15 protein-coding genes, 1 tRNA gene and 2 pseudogenes are annotated in these 12742 nt (G+C 53.5%); 17 read left to right on the forward strand and 1 reads right to left on the reverse strand.

Translation table 11 applies throughout. The features are described from left to right. Positions 1-3 precede the first annotated feature (3 nt). From CPH80_RS12335 to CPH80_RS12405, 17 genes and pseudogenes are all read left to right on the forward strand, one after another. Positions 4-80: transfer RNA gene (locus tag CPH80_RS12335), tRNA-Ile, on the forward strand. 638 nt (positions 81-718) lie between these two features. Next, a complete protein-coding gene (locus CPH80_RS12340) occupies positions 719-1528 on the forward strand; it encodes an OmpA family protein (protein ID WP_096278185.1) in 810 nt (269 codons plus the stop codon). A 178-nt stretch (positions 1529-1706) separates the two neighbouring features. Next, the gene (locus CPH80_RS12345) at positions 1707-1964 is read left to right on the forward strand and encodes a YdcH family protein (RefSeq protein ID WP_096278187.1); all 258 of its coding nucleotides are present in this window, start codon (positions 1707-1709) and stop codon (positions 1962-1964) included. 314 nt (positions 1965-2278) lie between these two features. Continuing rightward, on the forward strand, positions 2279-2662 hold the full coding sequence (locus CPH80_RS12350; protein WP_096278189.1) for a hypothetical protein: 384 nt from the start codon (positions 2279-2281) through the stop codon (positions 2660-2662). Positions 2663-2682: 20 nt separating this feature from the next. Next, positions 2683-2919, forward strand: coding sequence for a hypothetical protein (locus CPH80_RS21660; RefSeq protein WP_134032383.1), 237 nt, complete (start codon positions 2683-2685; stop codon positions 2917-2919). Next, positions 2912-3223, forward strand: coding sequence for a hypothetical protein (locus CPH80_RS12355; protein ID WP_134032380.1), 312 nt, complete (start codon positions 2912-2914; stop codon positions 3221-3223). The genes CPH80_RS21660 and CPH80_RS12355 overlap by 8 nt, the downstream gene beginning before the upstream one ends. Continuing rightward, the gene (locus CPH80_RS12360) at positions 3217-3531 is read left to right on the forward strand and encodes a hypothetical protein (RefSeq protein ID WP_096278193.1); all 315 of its coding nucleotides are present in this window, start codon (positions 3217-3219) and stop codon (positions 3529-3531) included. Before CPH80_RS12355 ends, CPH80_RS12360 begins: the two co-directional genes overlap by 7 nt. Before the next feature lie 4 nt (positions 3532-3535). Beyond that, a pseudogene (locus tag CPH80_RS12365) lies at positions 3536-4402 on the forward strand (outer membrane protein transport protein); the annotation flags it as partial. A 79-nt stretch (positions 4403-4481) separates the two neighbouring features. Next, positions 4482-4889 carry a transposase gene (locus CPH80_RS12370; RefSeq protein WP_096278195.1) on the forward strand — a complete coding sequence of 136 codons (408 nt, stop codon included), beginning with the start codon at positions 4482-4484 and terminating at the stop codon, positions 4887-4889. Continuing rightward, positions 4886-5971 (forward strand): IS3 family transposase, encoded by a 1086-nt coding sequence (locus CPH80_RS12375; RefSeq protein WP_096278197.1) that lies wholly within the window; start codon positions 4886-4888, stop codon positions 5969-5971. Before CPH80_RS12370 ends, CPH80_RS12375 begins: the two co-directional genes overlap by 4 nt. Before the next feature lie 38 nt (positions 5972-6009). Then, a pseudogene (locus tag CPH80_RS12380) lies at positions 6010-6222 on the forward strand (aromatic hydrocarbon degradation protein); the annotation flags it as partial. A gap of 92 nt (positions 6223-6314) precedes the next feature. Next, a complete protein-coding gene (locus tag CPH80_RS22465; protein WP_227520137.1) occupies positions 6315-7709 on the forward strand; it encodes an Ig-like domain-containing protein in 1395 nt (464 codons plus the stop codon). Between the two features lie 10 nt (positions 7710-7719). Then, positions 7720-8481: an Ig-like domain-containing protein gene (locus CPH80_RS22470; RefSeq protein ID WP_227520138.1), complete on the forward strand. Its 762-nt coding sequence runs from the start codon at positions 7720-7722 to the stop codon at positions 8479-8481. A gap of 41 nt (positions 8482-8522) precedes the next feature. After that, a complete protein-coding gene (locus CPH80_RS12390) occupies positions 8523-8930 on the forward strand; it encodes a transposase (RefSeq protein ID WP_096278195.1) in 408 nt (135 codons plus the stop codon). Then, a complete protein-coding gene (locus CPH80_RS12395; protein WP_096278197.1) occupies positions 8927-10012 on the forward strand; it encodes an IS3 family transposase in 1086 nt (361 codons plus the stop codon). Before CPH80_RS12390 ends, CPH80_RS12395 begins: the two co-directional genes overlap by 4 nt. 118 nt (positions 10013-10130) lie before the next feature. Continuing rightward, positions 10131-10730, forward strand: a complete 600-nt coding sequence (locus CPH80_RS12400; protein WP_143752925.1) for a hypothetical protein — start codon at positions 10131-10133, stop codon at positions 10728-10730. A gap of 132 nt (positions 10731-10862) precedes the next feature. Then, positions 10863-11318, forward strand: a complete 456-nt coding sequence (locus tag CPH80_RS12405) for a DUF2489 domain-containing protein (protein WP_096278202.1) — start codon at positions 10863-10865, stop codon at positions 11316-11318. 9 nt (positions 11319-11327) lie between these two features. On the opposite strand, the gene CPH80_RS12410 is transcribed toward CPH80_RS12405, so the two are convergent. Beyond that, on the reverse strand, positions 11328-12692 hold the full coding sequence (locus CPH80_RS12410; RefSeq protein ID WP_096278204.1) for an aminoacyl-tRNA deacylase and HDOD domain-containing protein: 1365 nt from the start codon (positions 12690-12692) through the stop codon (positions 11328-11330). Positions 12693-12742 lie beyond the last annotated feature (50 nt).

Here is a 12742-nt window from a genome sequence, read left to right on the forward strand (position 1 = left end):
AATGGGCCTTTAGCTCAGTTGGTTAGAGCACTCGACTCATAATCGATTGGTCGCTGGTTCAAGTCCAGCAAGGCCCACCATTATTTTCAACGACTTAGCCCGCTTCTTAGCGGACTTTGTTGTTTATTGGGCATAAGTATCATCCAAAGGATGGGTGATTCAACGAGTATATCGATGATGGCTTCAGTTATGGAAAACTCAAGTAGAGAGCATAGAAAACTGCTCGGCTTTTCAGGGAACGAGACTAGGCTGGTGAGACATCCTATCGCCCCGTTTATACCAACGATACTGAAGTTGCAGACACACAAAGCGTGCATTTAACGAACTTCCCGATTTCCCAGAGCCTTCTGATAAATCTTTACACAACGGCCTTCTGTTCAACCCTAAACAAACAACCGTCGTGACATCTTATTCACCCTCTTCCCCGGCGGCAGTGACGTTTTATTTCAGTCACTTAGGCACCTTTCCCGGCACCATAACGCTGGTTCACACAGGCGCCTCACCCGGGTTTATTGCGAATGCGTCATGGTCGATCGCCAGCTGGCTGCTAAGCTTAAATAAGGTGCGCATGGCACTCCGCAGTTTTACGGTATATCTCGCCGTTCATAAGAGCCCGTCAATCCTGACTTCAGGATAAGGAGATCAATGATAATATTGAATCTCTTCGCCAGCAAATCAACCAAGACCAGTAAGCGCCCTATCTGGAAAGGAGACCGTTATGAACAAACGCAACATAACATTGGGCATGGCTATGGGCTTGTCAGTACTGATTGCCGGCTGCGCCTCAACACCGCCAAACAACACAATGGTAAACGAGGCACGCGCCTCTTACGCTAAAATAAAGGACGACCCAGATGTTGCCCGTAGTGGCGACAGCCATCTGCGCAGTGCAAGAGATGAACTCAATCGGGCAGAGTCTCTGCTCAAAGACGGCGAAGACACAAACCGCATTGAACAGGCCGCTTACCTAGCGAACCGGCACGCGCAAATCGCCAGTGAACAGGGCGAACGTGCAAGGCTGGTAGATCAGGTTGATTCTGCCGAAGAGCGCCGGCGCAAGCTAATGCTGGACAGGAGTTCCGAGGAAGCCACCCGGGCTCGCGATGAAGCCGAAATGCTGCGCAAAAGAATGGAAGAGCTGCAAGCTGAGCGTACCGACCGCGGCATGGTACTTACGCTCGGCGATGTTCTCTTCGATCTCAACAAAGCCGACCTGAAATCATCGGGAGAGCAAACCATAGGTCGCCTTGCACAATTCATGCGGGAGTATGAAGACCGGAGAGTTCGCGTAGAGGGCTACACCGACAGCACCGGTGACGACGGCTATAACCAGACGTTGTCCGAGCGCCGAGCTCAGGCAGTGAGCGCTGCACTGGTAACTCAGGGAATTGAACGCCGCCGGGTAGAAACCAAAGGCTACGGTGAACAATACCCTGTGGCTAGCAATGACACCTCCGCTGGCCGGCAACAAAACCGCCGCGTAGAGATCGTTATTTCGGACGAAGAAGGCGAGATCGAGACTCGGTAAAACTAAGCGCTACCGAGCATTTGAGGAAAAAGGGGGAGAGCTCTCTCCCCCTTTCAAAAATGTCATTTCAGCCCGCCCACTTGAATTCCGGAGACATTGACGGGGATCAAGCATGTCGATGCGAAACGGCCTAAACTAAAGCTGACCAATACGCTGTCATACCTAGGAGCACTAACGAATGTCACTTGAAAAACACAATCTTGCACATGAACTGCCAGAGTCGAAAGAAACCATTCATACACTGAAAACGACCGATCAGCATTTTGCGAAGCTTTTCGAAACCTATCATGACACCGATGATGAGGTGCGCCGCATTGAGCAGGGTGTCGAGACCACTTCTGACGAGTATCTGGAAGAGCAAAAGAAAAAACGGTTGGGCCTGAAAGATCAGCTCTACGGAATGATTCGCGATTATGAAGCTTCAGTAGCAAGCTGAGCCCAATGAGTTTTGGCGTGCCCTGCAGTTGCCTGTGGGGTGTGCTTGCTCCTTCTATTTCCTCTTTATTTCGCTTTTCCGCCTGTATCCTGCCCCGGCTCACAATACACGATCACCCCAACAGGATACTGTGTCGAAAAGACCATTATTCTAATGCGCAACGTTTCGATCTTAGCCAAACAGACAAATGTACACGCTCTATTCAAAACGACATTCGCAGCACTATTGCCGATGCACCTCTCGTGCTACAAGCAGAAGCCCCATGGCCTTTTAAGCCACTGGATTCAACCTCACCGACGGGCGTCCGCGCGCGTATGACCCAGACGGCCTCAACAGATGTTGGAAAGCTGGCGTTGTCTGGCGAAGAGTATAATTCGGTTGGCCTGAGTTCCTTACTACTGGGCAGCAACAACACCACCACTGCAACCGGTACCTTATTCGCAGAGCTAGGTTTTATTCCAAAATTCGAAAACGCAGGAATGAGCGTGCCACTTCGTATCGACCGTGGCTCGCTGATGACCGGATCTGACGTGGTGGTTAACGTCGCCGGAGCATTACCTGCCGGATTCTCATCTGAAGCAGTAGAGGTTCGCTTTCTGTCCGATGCCAACGGCTTCCTAATGCCTAACCCTTACACAGACAACGAGAGCGCACCCCGGACGATGCGCCCTCAGCGGCAAGCTTTGCAGATAACGTAGCGCCCACTATTAAGAGCTGGGTGCCCGGTGAAGACAATCAGGGCAAGATACGCCCAGGCGATCCGGTGATTGTGTATTTTTCGGAGCCGGTGCTGCCTAGTTCTGTGACAGCGGATACATGCGTCGGCGGCAAGTCTTCAGACGATCGGATACCAGACGCCACGCACCCAAGCAACAAACCCTTGGTAGTGCGTTTCTCGCAGAACATGGATCCGACGACTATCACGGCGGGTGGGCGGCAACCCATTGGTGAATAAATTCAGAGCCTCCGCACCCTCAAATAATCGTGTCGCTCTCCCCCTGCGAAACCTGCCAACGGCAGACGCAAACGCTGACCTTGCCTATCAAAAGGGCGTCGAGGCTGGCTCCATTTCAGGAGAAAGCATACCCAACAGCATTCGCATGAAAGCAACGGATGTCAGCCCCCTCAACGACAAAACACTGGTACAAAGTGCCAACATTGGCTGTAAGGTCGGGAGTGACTGCAAGAACGATCAGCACATCTATTTAAACGGCATGCTTGACGTCCTCGTGGCAGGCGAGCCACCGGCCCTATGTTAATGCGCATCCGGTACGATAAGGATGGCGATGGCAACTTCGTTCCACCCAAGGGCAAGATCAAGTTCATGGAGGATGGCAGGATGCAGATTACCCTCGCAAATGAAAATCCAATCCTAATCGATGTTGAGGTAAGGGGAAAAATCAATATCACCTCCAGTAACACCAGCGGTCTGTGCAGTAACGTTTTGTTCGCGTGGCTGTGTGAAGCCGTCGCAAACGGAGTAGTTGATGCCAACACCCGCATCCGCCTAGAAATATCGAAAGAGCAGCTACATCTCAACTACATCTTCCCCTTTACTCAGCAATAAACAGCTCCGTAACCCGAATGCCCATGGCGATGTGGTTTCCAGCTCCCCCAGCCAACACGTATTGGTCGGCATGAAAACCAACCTAGGCTCCCTTACTCGCTTTGGCCACCCTATTTATCTGGGCTTCATTGCCGGCGTTGAAAAGCACGGTAAGGAAATGCTGGCCTTCGATTCGCAGACCTCCTCCAACGGCCAATTCCTGCAATATGGCAAAGAACCTCTGTTCCTGAACATCGGCGGCGCTACTCCAATTTGGCGGGGTATTTCCGTGGGCGTATCTGCACGCATAACGTTGGATGCAACCGCCAATCTCACCGCAGTTTCCACACTTGGCGGAGAAACCAGCCGCGAGCGTTTGGCCGTAAATGCTGAACCACAAGTCAAAACCATTTTTGGCACTACGGTTGATCTCGGTAGCACTTTCTGCCCCGAAAGTAATTGCTTCCTGCAGGGCTGGGAAACCGCTTTCACCTATCGCACCAAATCATCAGCTTCAACAGCCGTTGACTCAAACATCCTTGTTACACAAACCATCCCCGACCCAGGCCTTAGCCTTGTCGTATCCACCATCGATTCTTTCCAGCCAGAAACCTTTGGGTTCGGTACTCAGTACAAAGGCGATAACTGGCGCATCGGCGGCAGCATCGAACAGCAGAACTGGTCCGAACTGTCGAAAGAGTTCGAAGGCGATACAATCAAGAACCAATCAACAATTCCCGCCGCCGACCGCATACAGTTTAACGACACGATTATTCCGCGCCTCGGTGCTGAGTACGATCTCAACAAAAACTTTTCCATTCGAGGCGGTGTGGCTTATGAAGAGTCACCTCTGAAAACCACCCGAAATCCAGAAGTTAACTACCTGGATACCCCTGTGTGTCAACCTCAATCCATACACTTGCTCTATGAGTTAGCATAGATTTCAGGGCGCAAATTGAGGAGCCAACGTTATGCCAAAACCCGAGTCACAGATGCCCGAGAATCAGGTCAGGCCCGATGCTCAGCTGGAGAAGCGTACGCGCCGTCATTTCTCCACGAAGTACAAGCTGAAGATATTGGCCGCAGCCAATCAGTGCGCCTACGGTGAACTGGGTCAGCTACTGCGCCGCGAGAACCTCTACAGTAACCAGCTTCGCGACTGGCGAAAGCAGCTGCAGCACGGCGGTGAGGATGCGCTGTCCAAGTCATCACCGGGTCCGAAAGCCTCAAAGACACCGGAGCAGAGGCGCATCGAACAATTGGAGAAAGAGCTGGCCCGAACGCAGCGAAAACTGAGGCTAACTGAGGACTGTGTCGGGCTCCAAAAAAAAGCCTTGTCGATGCTCGATCTGTCGAACAATGGGAACGATCCGTCATGATCGTGCTTGAAGAACGCCCGGATCATGTTCCGCTGAGCACTGCCTGTGACGTGCTGGGCCTGAACCGCAGCACGGTGTATGCCTGGCGGCGGCATCAGAATACGGCGGCGGATCCGGCCAGGCGCTCCCGCAAAGAGGCGCCGCAACCTCGAGCGCTCTCGGCGCTCGAACGCCAGCGCATACTGGAGCGGATGAACCAGCCCGAGTTCTGGGACCAGACGCCGTATCAGGTGTATCACACGCTGCTTGAGCGCGGTGAGTGCCTGGCATCGCTCAGCACGTTGTACCGGGTGCTCAGAGAAGCCAACCAGACCGGCGAGCGACGCAACCAGCGTGCGCCCCAGTCGCATGCCATACCGCGGCTCACTGCCACGCGGCCAAACGAAGTTTGGACGTGGGACATTACGAAATTGGCGACAACCCGCCGAGGCGGTTACCTCAACCTGTATGTGGTCATGGACTTGTTCAGTCGCTACGTGGTCGCCTGGATGGTCTCTCGTAAGGAGAACAGCCAACTGGCCCAACAACTCATTGAGGAGGCGCTGACGCGCTATGGGCTGGAGGACCAGAAGGTGACCCTGCATCAGGATCGTGGGTCACCCATGATCGCCAAGAGCTTTCTTGACCTGATGGCCGATTTCGGCGTGGTCTGCAGTCACAGCCGCCCCAGGGTTAGTAACGATAACCCGTACAGCGAAAGCCAGTTCAAGACGCTCAAAACCCAGCCCGATTTCCCGGGACGTTTTGAAAGCCTGGAACGTTCCCGGCACTGGGCTTCGGACTATTTCGCCTGGTACAACCACGAGCACCATCACAGCGGATTGAATGGTTTTACTCCGGCCCAAGTTTGTACCGGCGAGTACAGGACCGTCGCGAAGACACGGCAGGCTGCTCTGATCCGGTATCACCACGAACACCCAGAACGCTTTGTACGCGGCAAGCCGGAATCGACACTGCCGCCTGAGGCGACCTACATCAACCCGATCACGTCGGAAGAATCAGACGGTGAGGACAGCACCGCTGTAAACTTTCCGACACTGCCCGCCGCACGTGACGCATTGAAGCGGGCAAATAGACATTAACTTTTTAATGATCTGTCCATATGAGGTTGACACGTTCCGATACCGACAAGATTGTAGTTGGCCTGGGTATTAGCGCCACCTACGACCGCACTCGTTTACTGGCCTTTCCAGTCCGTTTAGACCTGGGCTACCAGTACCAGCAGTTGCAAGAGCGCGACTTTACCCTGGTGGATTTTGACGGCAACGAGACCGCCGTTACAGCCGACGGCGACGTCCATGTTATCAGCGGCTCAGTTACCCTGAAGTTCTGAGGAGAAGTTTGCCATGAAGTACAACAAGACCCTGGCACTGATTCCCGCTCTGCTGCTTGCAGCTTGCAGCCTGCGGCGGGGATGAACAGACGATGAATCCGAAAACCTCACCTGGTTCAGTGATTTATTCGTACCCGGCGGACGGGCAACAAGGAGTCAGCCCGAAAGCAGACATAGTGCTGAAATTTTCTGACCCCATAACTGATGACGACATTGCCGTCAAAATCAGCGTAACAAATAGCCAAGGGCCGGTTGGTTACTCGCCAGAGCTCATTGATGGCGGTCGGAGCCTCAAACTGACGCCCAACGCGCCTTTTGCAGTCAATAGCAGCTACAGCGTTGAATTTAAGGAAGGGCTGCTCGCTGAAGGTGGCCGTGTTATGGAGAACCCTAACTCCAAACACGACAGTGTACCGGGCATTCAATTTGACACCAGAAGCTCATTTTCTGGAAGCAAAGGGCTCGCAAACTTCAAAGAGAGCTTTGAAGTTACCAACATGGTGCCGGAAGTTGGCAGCGAATTTGAGCCGATGAACTTTTCGACATTCCGCTTGACCATGTCCCACCCTATCCACCCAAGGTGGCAGGCAATGGGCGGTAGGATTGAGCTCGTCGATAAGGACAATAATGCCGTGCCTGCAACCGTTCTGGTTAAAGGCAACCGCATCACACTAGACCCCTGCGTAACAGATGATAAAATGCTGTGCGGAAGTAAGCAGGACGTGCTGAACGCTGGTGAGGCCTACAGATTGGCGATCACCGATTTACCAAGCCTGACCGTGAAGGGCACACTCTTCTCGGAGTCCTATGACTTCACTCCGCGCGATACCGGGCCCACCGTAGTATTGCAGCAAACAGCGATAGACTCCGGCATTGGTAATGGCATGTCTGAAGGCGCTGCCACTACATCAATCCTAAATGGGCAGGCCATTAATGGAGTCAAGCTAAACTCGGTACTGCTTGGCACAACCGCTGCCTCACAGCAAACCGGTAACTTGTTTGCCGAACTCGCCTATGCGCCGGGGTTCGAAGCAAACGAAGCCCTTCCCCTGAGAATAGCCAAAGGCAGCGTACTCAACAGCACCAGCCTAGATGTGAAGGTTGGCGGCATAGTAAACGTGATAGACGCAGCGACAGGGCAACCGCAAACCACGGGCAATATAAAAGTAACCATGCTGTCAGACGCATCTGGTTACATGAGCCCGAACCCATACACCGATGACATTAACGCCCCCCGCCAGATCACGCTGTTTATGGATGTATCCATGAACGCGGAGAACGCTCAGCCGAACGCCTCTCTCTCTCAAGATCTGCTAGGCGTAGAGTTGCGTGGCATTGCACTGGTGCGTGACGGCGTACTAACCATCGACGCCATTGGCATGGTTGAACCCAACCTTCTGGGCCAAGAGCACGCCGACTCTACCATCGCGTTTCATTTGGAGGCGGATACTGATATAGATTCTGTTCTCGATGCAGCGCCCTGGTGACCCGATAATTTTGTTCTTTGATAAGCCATTGGATCCAGATTCAGTAGCTGAAGGTGTTTCGCTTTTCGGCCCTATTCAAGAGGGCGGTCTCGGTACAATAGAGGTCGGTAACGGACTAAACGCTGAAGTTGACGGAACAGCCCTGATATTGAACCCCGAAGGTGGCCTTATACAAGGTGCAGCTTACAAAGTACTTACCCCCAGCCTCAAGGGTATCAACGGCAAACTTGTCGACGTTTTGCAGCGAGACTTTAGCCTTGCTCAAGCTGATGATGCTAGTAAGCCCGTAACTCAGCAGTCTCCGTTTGCTTTGACAACATACCCCGGATATCCATGCGTAACCGAAGGGCGAAATTTGCCCGACAATCACGGTCACTGTAAAGATGGTGCAGGTGATGAACTCCCTGACGACAATAACGGGAACTCTCAAACCCGCGACATTTTGCCTGTGACAACCTTACCCAAAGATCGTCCAATTACGGTGGTTTTTTCTCAGTCTATGAAGTTAGAGTCAATTAACGGTGAAACCTTTATTGTTGAGCGTGTAGACGGCAGCGGAAATCCGTTAGCTGAAGGTAACCCAGTTGAAGGGCGTCTTGAGAAAAACAATCAGCGCATTCGTTTCTTCCCCAATGAGCCCTGGGAACCAAGCCAGCTGTATCGCTACAAAATGGTTTCTGCAGTCGACGGTGATTGCAACGATGTTATTTGCGGTGAAAACGGCCGAGCATTCCCCTGTGTGTCAACCTCAATCCATACACTTGCTCTATGAGTTAGCATAGATTTCAGGGCGCAAATTGAGGAGCCAACGTTATGCCAAAACCCGAGTCACAGATGCCCGAGAATCAGGTCAGGCCCGATGCTCAGCTGGAGAAGCGTACGCGCCGTCATTTCTCCACGAAGTACAAGCTGAAGATATTGGCCGCAGCCAATCAGTGCGCCTACGGTGAACTGGGTCAGCTACTGCGCCGCGAGAACCTCTACAGTAACCAGCTTCGCGACTGGCGAAAGCAGCTGCAGCACGGCGGTGAGGATGCGCTGTCCAAGTCATCACCGGGTCCGAAAGCCTCAAAGACACCGGAGCAGAGGCGCATCGAACAATTGGAGAAAGAGCTGGCCCGAACGCAGCGAAAACTGAGGCTAACTGAGGACTGTGTCGGGCTCCAAAAAAAAGCCTTGTCGATGCTCGATCTGTCGAACAATGGGAACGATCCGTCATGATCGTGCTTGAAGAACGCCCGGATCATGTTCCGCTGAGCACTGCCTGTGACGTGCTGGGCCTGAACCGCAGCACGGTGTATGCCTGGCGGCGGCATCAGAATACGGCGGCGGATCCGGCCAGGCGCTCCCGCAAAGAGGCGCCGCAACCTCGAGCGCTCTCGGCGCTCGAACGCCAGCGCATACTGGAGCGGATGAACCAGCCCGAGTTCTGGGACCAGACGCCGTATCAGGTGTATCACACGCTGCTTGAGCGCGGTGAGTGCCTGGCATCGCTCAGCACGTTGTACCGGGTGCTCAGAGAAGCCAACCAGACCGGCGAGCGACGCAACCAGCGTGCGCCCCAGTCGCATGCCATACCGCGGCTCACTGCCACGCGGCCAAACGAAGTTTGGACGTGGGACATTACGAAATTGGCGACAACCCGCCGAGGCGGTTACCTCAACCTGTATGTGGTCATGGACTTGTTCAGTCGCTACGTGGTCGCCTGGATGGTCTCTCGTAAGGAGAACAGCCAACTGGCCCAACAACTCATTGAGGAGGCGCTGACGCGCTATGGGCTGGAGGACCAGAAGGTGACCCTGCATCAGGATCGTGGGTCACCCATGATCGCCAAGAGCTTTCTTGACCTGATGGCCGATTTCGGCGTGGTCTGCAGTCACAGCCGCCCCAGGGTTAGTAACGATAACCCGTACAGCGAAAGCCAGTTCAAGACGCTCAAAACCCAGCCCGATTTCCCGGGACGTTTTGAAAGCCTGGAACGTTCCCGGCACTGGGCTTCGGACTATTTCGCCTGGTACAACCACGAGCACCATCACAGCGGATTGAATGGTTTTACTCCGGCCCAAGTTTGTACCGGCGAGTACAGGACCGTCGCGAAGACACGGCAGGCTGCTCTGATCCGGTATCACCACGAACACCCAGAACGCTTTGTACGCGGCAAGCCGGAATCGACACTGCCGCCTGAGGCGACCTACATCAACCCGATCACGTCGGAAGAATCAGACGGTGAGGACAGCACCGCTGTAAACTTTCCGACACTGCCCGCCGCACGTGACGCATTGAAGCGGGCAAATAGACATTAACTTTTTAATGATCTGTCCATATGAGGTTGACACGTTCCGATTCCAGACCAGCTTGCTAGTTAGTCCGGAAGAAAATGGTGGTGAGTCTCTAACAATTTACTTCAGAGGCGAAGAAAGTGTGTCGTCGGTATTTACCGCACTCCGCAATCTACCCATTCGTGACACAAACTCAAACTACTACATCGACGAGTTTGAAACTTTTGACTTTGAAAAGGCTACGGGCAGAGACGAAGATGGAAATCTGGTCGAGTTCGAACACAATGTAACGCCTCCAAAGTTACCAGAAGGACGCATTATCACCGGTGAGAATGGGGAGCCAAAATTCCAAGTGACCGCTAAACTGCTTCTAGATGCTCCAAACTTGCACCTACCGATTGAGGGCCTTCTTGCGCACAATCTGTACAGCTATCCATTTGAGCTGGAGCTAGATGGCCCAGTCACGTTCTTCGATGACGGTAGGATGCAGATCCAACAATGGACTAAGAATACGCCCAAAATTACTGTAGATGTCGCAGGCTCTGGCGGTGTGGTTAACGCTGGACTTGGCTTTATCGGTTGCTTGGGTGGTATTTTCACTGGCGGCGGCATAGGAGCATGTGAAGATTGGGTCAATGGCGAGTCCAAAGCAGTTCGCTTACCACTCAAAATTCCACCCAGAGGCGTTCACCTCAACTTCGTGACGGATCCGGTCAAAGACCTGCCCGCACACTTCAACTAAATATTTGTTCTGCAAAGCCAGCCTCCGGGCTGGCCTTTTTTATCCCCCAAACCACACCCAGTTTCCCCCGCTACCGCTTTCCTGATAATCTGCGCTCACCATCAAACCTCGCTTCAAAATAGGAAGAACAGCATGCCCCAATGGCTACAGTGGAGCCTTATTATTGTCGGCGCTATCGCCATCATTGCGCTGCTGGGCTTTATCCGGCGGAAAATGGTCATGTTATCTGAGGGCCGCAAGCGCCGGCAAAAGGCGGAAGCCTTTCAGGCAAAGCGGCGTAAAGATATGATCGACAGCATCCGCATTATCGCGATGGCCATCGAGGAAGAACAGGTCGAATACTCGGAGGGTTGTCTGCGCATCAAGGGTCTGCTTGACCATGTTGCGCCGGAGCTGATGGAAAAGCCGCCCTTTCAGGTGTTCATGGAGGTATATGAGCAGCTTCGCCATATGCCCACTCACCAGGCCCGTCAGGATACGGAAGCGCGTTTTGTTGCGAAAATGGACAAGGAGCGGTTGGCGGTGGAAAAGCACCATGCGGAGGAAATTCGCCGTGCCGCAACGGCTATCCGAAATCACGGGTTTTAACCGGTTTTTTTACTGGTTCATCATGCCTGCCATGGCCATCACGTTGTCTTTTCTGGCCACCAGTTCATCGAACTGCTCTTCTACCAGCTCGCGGTTCAGGCCCAGCTCGTCATAGACCTCCTGCCCAACGGGCTCACTGGCACCCATTGCCACCCCTCTTGCAGTTAGCAGTTGACGGCCCAGCCAAAGAAGCCTTGCGTAAACGCTGTGTGCGCCTTGGTAGTCGCGATTCTTCTGATACCGTATAGCCAGCGTGACCTCATCTGGCATCCCCCAGTTTTCCATAAGCTGGGCTGCGATCTGTTCACGAGTTATTCCCAAAAGATAATGCTCTGTTACCGAAGAATCGATAACGGCATTCACCTCCAGCGAGCGGCATACCAGCTTGAAATGGGGAGGGAAAACCTGGGCCAGCAGAAGGTGACCAAAATTATGCAAAAGACCTGCAAGGTAAGCCAAGCCGAACATGGGGCGCTCACCCCGGGGCATCATGCTCGCCAGAATACCCGCCGATTGGGCCTGCCAAATGGCCTGCTGCCAATAGTCTACATAACCATCTGGGTGGTCTTGGGGCGGTTTAAGAGCGCGCCCCAAGGATAGGCCCATGGCGAGGTTCATCACCATATCAAACCCGAGTACTCTCGATACGGCATCGTGCACAGAGCGCACTTGGCCTGCGGCTGCGTAAAAGGATGAAGATGCCCAACTGACAATTTGGGCTGCCAGGCTGGGGTCACTCTCAATAATGTCGACCAGATCCCCCATAACGGCGTTCGGATTCACGCGCAGGTGAATAGTGCGTTGGGCCGTTTCTGGTAATGGCGGAAGTTCCAGCGTGTCTTCCAGGCGCTGTTGAATACGCAGGCTGGTGAACCTTTTGATAGCGGATTTCAGCTGGTTGCGGTCGCTGGCTGGGTCGTTCAGGTTTACCACGATAGCTTCTGAGGCCACTGTAAATGACAGACGATCTGCTTTTTCTGTCAGCGCTCGGAAATCCTCGGCAGGCATCACCATGGCCAGATTTTGCTCGCCCAGCTCCAACGCTACGAAGGGCAAATCATCTACCCGACGATCCACTACAGTGGGCCAGCCTGTAAGCGAGGGCAGCGCTGGGAGTTCCCGCAGCCCAGCGCGCTCTTTCACGCGAATCTGCTCCCGGGGCTTCATAAGATGAAAATCACGCTTCAGTTGCTTGTTCAGCTGTTCTAGGTCGATCAGATCGTCCTTGCGACACACAACTTGAAGGTTGTCTTGCCCATCGTTTAGCAACACCATCCGCAGCATTTCCTGTCTGCTCGCTTGGCGCACGTCTCTAAGCGAAACGCCCTTGGCGGCATCGCCCAAAGCCTGCTGAACTGTGACAGGTAATTCCATCATCTTCTCCCAAGTATTGCTGGATGCGGTTGTCGCCTATAGTAAGCACT

Origin of the sequence: Marinobacter sp. LV10R510-11A (assembly GCF_900215155.1) — a bacterium.
Classification (GTDB): domain Bacteria; phylum Pseudomonadota; class Gammaproteobacteria; order Pseudomonadales; family Oleiphilaceae; genus Marinobacter.

What these genes read in the sequence shown, in the direction of transcription:
- CPH80_RS12340 (WP_096278185.1), top strand. Translation starts at nt 719, where the DNA reads ATGAACAAACGCAACATAACATTGGGCATGGCTATGGGCTTGTCAGTA.
- CPH80_RS12345 (WP_096278187.1), top strand. Translation starts at nt 1,707, where the DNA reads ATGTCACTTGAAAAACACAATCTTGCACATGAACTGCCAGAGTCGAAA.
- CPH80_RS12350 (WP_096278189.1), top strand. Translation starts at nt 2,279, where the DNA reads ATGACCCAGACGGCCTCAACAGATGTTGGAAAGCTGGCGTTGTCTGGC.
- CPH80_RS12360 (WP_096278193.1), top strand. Translation starts at nt 3,217, where the DNA reads ATGTTAATGCGCATCCGGTACGATAAGGATGGCGATGGCAACTTCGTT.
- CPH80_RS12370 (WP_096278195.1), top strand. Translation starts at nt 4,482, where the DNA reads ATGCCAAAACCCGAGTCACAGATGCCCGAGAATCAGGTCAGGCCCGAT.
- CPH80_RS12375 (WP_096278197.1), top strand. Translation starts at nt 4,886, where the DNA reads ATGATCGTGCTTGAAGAACGCCCGGATCATGTTCCGCTGAGCACTGCC.
- CPH80_RS22465 (WP_227520137.1), top strand. Translation starts at nt 6,315, where the DNA reads ATGAATCCGAAAACCTCACCTGGTTCAGTGATTTATTCGTACCCGGCG.
- CPH80_RS12390 (WP_096278195.1), top strand. Translation starts at nt 8,523, where the DNA reads ATGCCAAAACCCGAGTCACAGATGCCCGAGAATCAGGTCAGGCCCGAT.
- CPH80_RS12395 (WP_096278197.1), top strand. Translation starts at nt 8,927, where the DNA reads ATGATCGTGCTTGAAGAACGCCCGGATCATGTTCCGCTGAGCACTGCC.
- CPH80_RS12405 (WP_096278202.1), top strand. Translation starts at nt 10,863, where the DNA reads ATGCCCCAATGGCTACAGTGGAGCCTTATTATTGTCGGCGCTATCGCC.
- CPH80_RS12410 (WP_096278204.1), bottom strand. Translation starts at nt 12,692, where the DNA reads ATGGAATTACCTGTCACAGTTCAGCAGGCTTTGGGCGATGCCGCCAAG.